This window comes from Herminiimonas fonticola (genome assembly GCF_040395855.1).
Lineage (GTDB): Bacteria > Pseudomonadota > Gammaproteobacteria > Burkholderiales > Burkholderiaceae_D > Oxalicibacterium > Oxalicibacterium fonticola_A.
The window spans coordinates 1-5,850 of record NZ_JBEBPO010000120.1 but is presented as its reverse complement, the minus strand read 5'-3'; the positions used below and the strand labels follow the sequence as shown (position 1 = coordinate 5,850).

Genomic DNA, 5,850 nt, shown 5'->3' with positions numbered 1-5,850 from the left:
ATGGAGCTTGGCCAGATCATTCTGAAAGCGCTGGTGAACAATCCTTTATTCTTTTCCGCCGCCTTGCCCATGCGTTACATGCCGCCGCTGTTCAATCGTTACGAAGGCGGTGAGCATTACGGTTTTCATATCGATGGATCGGTACGAACGATACCGGGTTCGAATCTGAGCCTGCGTACTGACTTGTCGTGCACGCTGTTCCTGTGCGAGCCGGAAGATTACGATGGCGGTGAATTGATCGTTTCCGATACGTATGGTGAACATGAAGTGAAGCTGCCGGCCGGCGACATGATTTTGTACCCGTCCAGCAGTCTGCATAAAGTTGAACCCGTCACGCGGGGTGCGCGCGTATGTTCATTTTTCTGGCTGCAAAGCATGGTGGCGGATGAGGGCAAGCGTCGTCTGCTGTTCGAGCTGGACCAGAACATTCTGAAACTGCGCGAGAAGTTGGGCGATTGCGAAGAGGTGGTCGGCCTGACCGGCCATTATCACAATCTGTTAAGACAATGGGCCACCGTGTAGCCAGAGCAAAAGCAGGGCAACTATCGATCGGTCAGTACACATCGCGCCGATAACGACCTTGCGCTATCAGTTGTTCCACACCTGCGCCACCGATGATGTCGGTCAGCGCGGCTTCGACGCCGCCGGCCATGCCTTCCAGGCTGCCGCACACATAAATCGCGGCATCTGCTGCCAGCCATGCGCACATGGTGTCGGCCTGTTCACGCAATTTGTCCTGTACGTAAATGCGTTCCGCCTGATCGCGTGAAAACACGATATCGACGCGTTCCAATACGCCCTGCGTTTGCCACGCTTCGATTTCATCGCGGTAATAGAAATCATGCGCGGCATTGCGTTCACCGAATAGCAGCCAGTTGCGTTGCCTGCCGCTTGCTGCGCGTGCTTTCAAATGGCTGCGCAAGCCGGCGAGGCCGGTGCCGTTACCGATGAATACCAGTGGTCGATGCAGATTGTCGCCAAGACGAAAATTGCTGTGCGCACGCAGACGTACATCGATCATCGTGCCCAGCGCCGCCTGTTCGGTCAGCCAGCCGGAGGCGATGCCGAGGTTGCCGTCTTCATGGCGTTCCTGGCGAACCAGCAGATGCACGCGGCGATCGGCGGGAATCGAGGCGACAGAATATTCACGCGCACGTTGCCGGTCGGCGGGAGCGAGCACTTGAAGCAGATCGCCGGCTTCCCATGTGGCTTGTTCATTCAGCGCTTCCAGTTCTATATGAAAGGTCGGATTGCCTGCGCTGCCAGGATTGAGGTGCCGGCGTGCTGCCAGTCGCCATTGCTGATAAGTCGGCGCCTGCCAGTCCGGCGCATCGCTGGTGCCGGCGATATGGCTCAGATGGTGCTGCCAATCGTGCAGCGCTTTCGCATCCGCATTGTCGACCGCCACGCTGTCAAACAGCGCGTGTGCACCGCATGCCTGCAACCATGCGGTGAGTGTGCGGCCGAAGCCGCAAAAATGCGTGTACTCGCTGTCACCCAGCATCAGCATGCCAAAGTGCAGATGTGGCAAAACCAGTTTGGCGTTCATCAATTTGCCGGCGAACAATGAGGCATTGTCCGGCGGATCGCCTTCGCCGTAAGTGCTGACGATGAAGAGTGCACGTTCGGCCTGCATCAGATCGTCGGCACTGATGGCGGACAAATTCGCCACGCGGGCGGGCACGCCTGCCGTGTGCAGCAGACGCGCCGTGTTCCAGGCGAGTTCTTCGGCAAAACCGGTTTGACTGGCATAGCCGATCAACCAGGGCTGTACGCCGTCGGCAGCGGGAATGAGTGCGGCTGCATTGCGTGTCGCCTGTTGCTGCTTGCGTCGCTGCATGCAGTAAATGCTGATACACATGGCGAGATACGCAAGGACCAGCAGGATCGCCACAATAGCTCGGGTTTGGTCGCTCCAGTTCATTGCAGCAAGGCCATCATTGATTGACTCATATGTTCTTCAAAACCTTCCTTGCCACGTTGAATAAACAGCGCAGCCAGATCGTGTCGATCGGCAAAGGCCAGGCCTTGTTCGGCGCCCATGACGCCAAGCGCGGTTGACCACGCATCGGCGGCCATGCAATCGCGATGCAGTACCGTCACAGAAGCAAGGCCATGAGAGATGGGTTCGCCGTTGCGCGGATCGATGGTGTGCGAAAAACGCGTGTCGCCATCTTCAAAATAGCGGCGGTAATCACCGGATGTGGCAACAGACAAATTGTAGAGTGCGGCAATGATTTCGATGGCCGATTCGTTTGCAGTCGCGGCAGCCAATGATGTCGACACAGGATGCTCGAGTGCGCACCACCACGGCTGTCCATCCGGCTTGACGCCTGTGCCGCGCAACTCGCCGCCGACCTCTACCAGGAAACTGTCTATGCCTCGCTGCAGCAGCGCGCATGCAACCTGGTCGACGCCGTAGCCTTTGGCAATCGCAGACAGATCGATGTATGCATTGCCGGGTTGCAGGACACGATGCGTGGTCTTGTCGAGTTGTATGCGTTGCCAGCCGCATTGTGCGCGTGCGAAATCCAGTTCTGCGCTGCTTGGTGCAACAAAGTCCTCTTCGTTATAACGTCGCGTCGGACCGAAACCCCATGCATTGACCAATGCTCCTGCGGTCGGGTCATAAGCGCCGTTGCTTGCCTGCGCGACATCCAGCGCATATTCAAGCACACTGAAAAATTCGTCCGGCAAACGATGCCATGAACCGGCTGTTGCCTGGTTGTAGCGACTCAGGTCGGAGTCAGTTTTCCACGTACTCATTTGCGCGACGACGGTATCGAGCTGATCCTGAATCAATTTGTGCAAAGGTGACAAGCGGCGTGCAGCATCTGCCACCAGCTTGACTGACCAGCTGGTGCCCATCGTCTCGCCCTGCAAGGTATGCACGACGCCACCCAAAGCCGGTGGCAGGGGCGGTGTATCGATAACAGGAACCAGTGTGCGTCGCATGTGATCTGTGTAAGTCGGAAAGAAAAACGCCCGTTGCCGCGAGCGGTCAACGGGCGACTAACCATATCTTTATTTACGGTTGCAGTACTTCCAGCGTTGCCGAATAGCTGACGCGGCGAACAGGTTTGGCGATGGTGCCAACTGCTTGCGGAGCGGCATTCGCAGCGCCACCTTCCATACGTGCGCCGCCATTGCTGGCGTTCATCCAGTACATGCCTGCAGTCGGCCACTTGACGCTGAACTTGCCGTCCTTGTCGGTCTTGACCTTGATCTCGCCGAGTTGATCGCGATAGCGGATGCCGCCGGGAATCAGTGTGACTTCAATATCAGCCGCTGGTTTGCCATCGAGCATGAAACGGAAATTGCTGGTGTCGCCGGCGAACAGATCGTTCGGATGCGTGATCGGCACCAGTTCCAGTCCGGTGCCGGTTGGCTTCAGGACGGTATCCGTCGGTTTGCCGGAGCTGACGAAAACTTCCATCCGGCTTTGCATGCGGCTAACGTTCACATCTTTTGCATCGGCTGGAATGTCCTTGGCGAAGCTTTCCGCCGTACCGCGCCAGCGTTTGTTTTCGTTGCCCAGTTTGTAGCTTGCGCTCAAGCCATCATTCACCATGGTCAGCTTGTAGGTCCCTTTTTGCGTCAGCTTGACGTCGAAGGTGCTGCGATATTTACCTGTGCTTTTGTTTTCCGCTTCTACCGTTTTGCCATCCGGTGCGATCACGGCCAGATTGTCCAGACGCAGGGCATTGTGTTCAAAGTAAAACAGGTCGTTGGAAATTGCGGCATCGACGGTGACCCATGGCTCGTTACCCGACAGTACCGTTGCGGATGGCAGCATCCACGCACGGTGCGCATGCGCTGCCATAGGCAAAGCGACGGAGAGGGAAACAGCCAGCGCAGCAACGCGCCACATGGAAGATTTTTTCATTTCAGTGTCCTTGAGTTTTATGGTTTTAATTCGAGAGTGACGGCGCCAAGTTCATGTTCGCCTTTGGCTTGTGCGGTTTGTGCCGACTTTGGCGGCCATTGAAATGGCACGCGGATCAATTCGCGCCCGCCGACTTCACGCGCCGCTTCCACGACCAGCGCGTATTCGCCAGCCGGTAATTTATCGAGGCCGGATTTTGCCGTGTTGAAATTCAATTGCTGCACGCCCGGTGCGCGCGTGGCGCCGCTCAAGCCATCGACCGGCATCTGCAAATCGCGCCCGCTTTTGCGCCACCACTGACGCATGTCCTTGAGCCATTTGGTGCCTTCGTTATCCTTCATTTTCAGGTCGTACCAGACGGCCAGATTGCGCACGAAGGTCTGGTCTGCGCCTTCGATCCAGAAAGCGACGTAAGGCTTGTGATACTCGGCAACCGTCAGGCGCGGAATTTCAACTTTCACATTCAAATCGGCTGCAAAGCTCGGTGCTGTTAGCGCTGCGCCCAGCATGAAGGAGTAACGAATCTGCATAGGGAAGACCTTTGATTAATCAGTGAATAAATAAAATAGCCAGCAAAAATGGAATCAGAACACCGAGGCCGACAATCGGCCAGGTACTGGGCCGGTTGGTCGCGTGCATCTTCAGGATGAACAAACCGGTAAGCGAAAAAATCAAACAGGCTGCCGCAAAGATATCGATGAACCAGCTCCATGCATCGCCCGTATTGCGACCCTTGTGCAAATCGTTCAGGTAGGAAATCCAGCCGCGATTGGTCGACTCGGACTCAACCGCTCCACTGGCGCGATCGATACGTACCCACGCATCGCCGCCCGGCCTTGGCAAGGCAACATAGACCTCTTCCGGCGACCATTCCACATCGCGGCCGCTGACATCCAGCGCCATGCTGTCCTTTATCCAGCGCTGCAATTCCTGCGGCAGCTGCGCTTTAGCCTTGCCACTTTCTTCCGCGTTCATCTTTGCCAGTTGGGTTTGCAAGCCGGCAGGTAATTGCGCTTCCTGCGTAGCAACCTGCGGTTTGGCTTCGATCTGCGAAGAGTGGTTGAGCGTGATGCCGGTAACGCTGAACAGCAGCATGCCGAGCAGGCACAGCGCTGAACTGATCCAGTGCCATTGATGCAAGGTTTTTAACCAATAAGCACGTTGAGGGCTTTTTGCGCGTGCTTCCATTAAGGGTTTGTTTTCATGTCGTTTGATAGGTCTGCCGTATTTCAAATAGCAATAATTCTCATTTAGATTTTCGTTGATTCAGTAATCAATAGCAAGGTTTTTCGTGTAAAGAAGTTTGAAGCAGCAGCTGGAGCAGGGGGTGCATCGACGCAGCCGGGCAGAGGAAAACAGCGGAAAAACGGGCTGTTATAGGGGCACTAACGCTGATTTTCAAGATCTTGAAAATCGTTTTTCGCGCACTAATATTTGTACTGACAGATGCTCAATCGAGGTTTGTCGTTCACTTTATCGCTTGAACTTTAAAAGGATATTCATCATGCGTACCTATGACTTTTCACCACTGTACCGTTCCGCTATTGGCTTCGATCGCCTGGCTCAATTGTTTGACGATGCGCAACGCGCTGACACGCAACCCAGCTATCCGCCATACAACATAGAACTGGTCAGTGAAGACAAATACCGTATCACCATGGCTGTCGCAGGCTTCGACCGTTCCGAGATCGAGATCGAAACAGAACGCGACACGCTCAAAATCACCGGCCGCAAGCCGCGCGAAGAAACGCCGCGCAATTTCCTGCATCGCGGCATTGCCTCGCGCAACTTTGAACACAGCTTCCAGTTAGCCGACCACGTGCGCGTTGTTGGCGCGAAGCTGGATAACGGCCTGTTGAATATCGAGCTGGCCAGGGAAATTCCGGAAGCATTGAAGCCGCGGAAAATTGCGATTGATGTAGCCGGGGACAACGTTCAGGTACTGGAACATAAAGCGGCCTGAC

At 55.6% G+C, this 5,850-nt stretch carries 7 protein-coding genes; 2 read left to right on the top strand and 5 right to left on the bottom strand.

The genetic code is table 11. The features are described 5' to 3' along the window. Positions 1 to 522 (top strand): Fe2+-dependent dioxygenase (locus tag ABWP27_RS11810; RefSeq protein ID WP_353157024.1); only part of this gene is annotated, 522 nt, incomplete at its 5' end. A gap of 31 nt (positions 523 to 553) precedes the next feature. Here the strand turns inward: ABWP27_RS11810 and ABWP27_RS11805 are convergent. From ABWP27_RS11805 to ABWP27_RS11785, 5 genes are all read right to left on the bottom strand, one after another. Next, on the bottom strand, positions 554 to 1,924 hold the full coding sequence (locus ABWP27_RS11805) for a sulfite reductase subunit alpha (RefSeq protein ID WP_353157021.1): 1,371 nt from the start codon (positions 1,922 to 1,924) through the stop codon (positions 554 to 556). Next, positions 1,921 to 2,955 (bottom strand): FAD:protein FMN transferase, encoded by a 1,035-nt coding sequence (locus ABWP27_RS11800; RefSeq protein WP_353157018.1) that lies wholly within the window; start codon positions 2,953 to 2,955, stop codon positions 1,921 to 1,923. Before ABWP27_RS11800 ends, ABWP27_RS11805 begins: the two co-directional genes overlap by 4 nt. A 73-nt stretch (positions 2,956 to 3,028) precedes the next feature. Then, positions 3,029 to 3,886, bottom strand: a complete 858-nt coding sequence (locus ABWP27_RS11795; RefSeq protein ID WP_353157016.1) for a DUF4198 domain-containing protein — start codon at positions 3,884 to 3,886, stop codon at positions 3,029 to 3,031. A gap of 17 nt (positions 3,887 to 3,903) precedes the next feature. Beyond that, positions 3,904 to 4,416 (bottom strand): DUF2271 domain-containing protein, encoded by a 513-nt coding sequence (locus ABWP27_RS11790; protein WP_353157013.1) that lies wholly within the window; start codon positions 4,414 to 4,416, stop codon positions 3,904 to 3,906. Positions 4,417 to 4,435: 19 nt separating this feature from the next. Further along, on the bottom strand, positions 4,436 to 5,074 hold the full coding sequence (locus ABWP27_RS11785) for a PepSY-associated TM helix domain-containing protein (protein ID WP_353157010.1): 639 nt from the start codon (positions 5,072 to 5,074) through the stop codon (positions 4,436 to 4,438). 316 nt (positions 5,075 to 5,390) lie between these two features. Here ABWP27_RS11785 and ABWP27_RS11780 point away from each other — a divergent pair, with 316 nt between their 5' ends. Continuing rightward, positions 5,391 to 5,849 carry an Hsp20 family protein gene (locus ABWP27_RS11780; RefSeq protein ID WP_353157007.1) on the top strand — a complete coding sequence of 153 codons (459 nt, stop codon included), beginning with the start codon at positions 5,391 to 5,393 and terminating at the stop codon, positions 5,847 to 5,849. Position 5,850: the final 1 nt, after the last annotated feature.

Coding starts and splice junctions, on each gene's coding strand:
- ABWP27_RS11795 (WP_353157016.1), bottom strand. CDS start 3,886: ATGAAAAAATCTTCCATGTGGCGCGTTGCTGCGCTGGCTGTTTCCCTC.
- ABWP27_RS11800 (WP_353157018.1), bottom strand. CDS start 2,955: ATGCGACGCACACTGGTTCCTGTTATCGATACACCGCCCCTGCCACCG.
- ABWP27_RS11790 (WP_353157013.1), bottom strand. CDS start 4,416: ATGCAGATTCGTTACTCCTTCATGCTGGGCGCAGCGCTAACAGCACCG.
- ABWP27_RS11785 (WP_353157010.1), bottom strand. CDS start 5,074: ATGGAAGCACGCGCAAAAAGCCCTCAACGTGCTTATTGGTTAAAAACC.
- ABWP27_RS11805 (WP_353157021.1), bottom strand. CDS start 1,924: ATGAACTGGAGCGACCAAACCCGAGCTATTGTGGCGATCCTGCTGGTC.
- ABWP27_RS11780 (WP_353157007.1), top strand. CDS start 5,391: ATGCGTACCTATGACTTTTCACCACTGTACCGTTCCGCTATTGGCTTC.